A 2,536-nucleotide genomic window follows, 5' to 3' on the forward strand; every position below is an offset into this window, starting at 1 on the left:
CCATAACTTAAGGAAATACTTTAAACAAATAACGCAAAGAGAACAAAAAATGATGCTTGCGGCATAAGAAACAGGAGGAATAGAGGATAGAAACGGCTCTAAGCATGCCATTATCGGAATAAAAAGATAAAAGACGAATGAACTGCTCTTAACCGGCAAATCAAATGGTCAAAAAAAAGAAAGAGCAGCGAAACTGCCCTTCCTTCTTTCAAGTTATCGGGAATGACTATTTAGTCACCCTCTAGATCGCAGAAAATTATAAGTGCTAAAACTTATTTATTTTCTTTTTTGACACCGCCGGTAATACCGCAGGCTGCAGCAGTAAACACTACGTCAGAAGAGCTGTTTAAGGCAGTTTCGGTTGAGTCCTGAAGAACTCCGATGATAAATCCGATACCGACAACCTGCATTGCGATATCATTGCCGATACCGAAAATTGAGCAGGCAAGCGGGATTAACATTAAAGATCCGCCGGCGATTCCTGATGTTCCGCAGGCGCATAATACTGCAGCGATGCACATGAGAAGGGCTGAAGCGAAATCAACATGAATATCCAAAGTGTTGACGGCGGCCATAGTCATGATCACGATGGTGACTGCGGCACCGCACATGTTGATGGTACAGCCTAAAGGAATTGAAATAGAATAAGTTTCGCGCGGTACGCCTAATTTTTCGCACAGCTCAAGGTTAACCGGAATGTTGGCGGCTGAGGAGCGGGTAAAGAAAGCGGTAATGGCGCTGTTGGTGATTGCGGTTAATACCAACGGATAAGGATTCTTGCGGGTTGCGGCAAAAACGATTATCGGGTTGATGACAAAAGCAACTATGAGCATGGTAGCAACTAAGACTACAACCACATGTACGTAATTTAACAAGTTGCTAAATCCGCCAGCTTCAGTGCAGGAAGAGTAAACAAGACCCATAACGCCTAAAGGAGCAAAACGGATAACCATGCGGACGACGCCGGCTACGGTTTCAGCTAAATCATCCAAAACAAGTTTGGTAGGTTCGTGAGCGACGCGGAACAATAAGCCAAAAGCGATACCCCAAACCAAAATTGCCACGTAATTGCCGGTTAAAAGGGCGTTAACCGGGTTGTCGACAGCTTGTCTTATGAAGTTTAATAAAACTTCTGAAATTCCTTGCGGCGGATTGACACCGTCGGCGGCATTTGCAAGCTCGCTAAAAGTGCTGGGGAACATATAGCTCATGATAAGAGCCAAAAATGAAGCAAGGCCCATGGAAACGAAATAATAAACAAGGATCGGGCGCATATTGGTTTTAACGCCTTTGTTATGGCGGGCAATGGCTGCTGAAACCAATACGAACACGAGGAGCGGAGCAATGGCTTTTAATGCTGAAACGAACAAAACGCCAAAAATAGGAATTACGGTCGTGTCGTTAGGAAAAATGGCTGCAAGAATGATACCGACTATAAGGCCGATGACTACCTGCATGATGAACGGAATTTTATTGAAAATTTTAGCAAGAGGGTTGCTGGGACTTATCGGTTGTAGCATAAGTTAGACCTTCCTTTGTTTAAACGGTGCCTGAATTATACGCTTTCTTTGCTTAAATCAGATAAAAAAGCGGTTTTTTGGTGCACGTCAAAAGAAAAACGCCTCGGTTTTTACAACTGAGGCGTTCATAAGAAGTTGATTAATCTTCCTTTTCCGGCTCGGTAGGAGCTGCAGGTTTATTAAGCTCAAGCTTTTCCTCAAGATAATGAATGCTGGCACCGCCTTTGATTTCAACAGGATCGGTGAGTAAATCTTTATGCAGAGGAATATTGGTCTTAATTCCGTCAACTACCATTTCGTCCAAGGCTTCAAGGGCACGAGCCATGGCAAGTTCACGATTGTCGTCATGAACGATGAGTTTGCCGATTAATGAGTCATAGTAAGGCGGAACCCTGTATGACTGGTAAATATGGCTGTCCCAGCGAACTCCCGGTCCTCCCGGAATATGCAGACGTTCAATTAAACCCGGAGACGGCAGGAAGGTCTTAGGATCTTCTGCGTTGATACGGCATTCAAAAGCGTGGCCTTTTATCTTGATGTCTTTTTGTTTGACGGATAAAGGAGCACCTGCGGATACGGCAATCATTTCACGGACGATATCAATGCCGGTGATCATTTCGGTAACAGGATGTTCTACCTGAACGCGAGTATTCATTTCGATGAAGTAGAACTCGCCGTTTTCATATAAGAACTCAAAAGTACCCGCACCGCGGTATCCGATCTCAACGCATGCTTTAGCGCAGCGCTCACCGATGGATTTACGCTGTTCGGCGGTAATAAAAGGAGCCGGAGCTTCTTCTAAAACTTTTTGGTTGCGGCGCTGCATGGAGCAGTCGCGTTCACCTAAATAGACAGCGTTGCCGTGAGTGTCAGAAAGAACCTGGAATTCGATGTGACGAGGATTCTCAAGGAATTTTTCCATGTATACGGCAGGATTGTTAAAGAACATATCCGCTTCACGGCGGGTAAGAGCGATAGCGTCATCAAGCTCGGCGTCAGAACGGACGACACGCATG

General features: G+C 45.0%; 1 protein-coding gene and 1 pseudogene. Both read right to left on the reverse strand.

Annotation, left to right across the window (positions count from 1 at the left end):
- Positions 1-272 precede the first annotated feature (272 nt).
- Positions 273-1,520: a serine/threonine transporter SstT gene (gene sstT / locus QZ019_RS09625; protein WP_294564558.1), complete on the reverse strand. Its 1,248-nt coding sequence runs from the start codon at positions 1,518-1,520 to the stop codon at positions 273-275.
- A 139-nt stretch (positions 1,521-1,659) separates the two neighbouring features.
- A pseudogene (locus QZ019_RS09630) lies at positions 1,660-2,536 on the reverse strand (acetyl-CoA carboxylase biotin carboxylase subunit); the annotation flags it as partial.

The sequence above is a fragment of the uncultured Succinatimonas sp. genome, assembly GCF_905203285.1.
GTDB lineage: Bacteria > Pseudomonadota > Gammaproteobacteria > Enterobacterales > Succinivibrionaceae > Succinatimonas.

What these genes read in the sequence shown, in the direction of transcription:
- sstT (WP_294564558.1), bottom strand. Translation starts at nt 1,520, where the DNA reads ATGCTACAACCGATAAGTCCCAGCAACCCTCTTGCTAAAATTTTCAAT.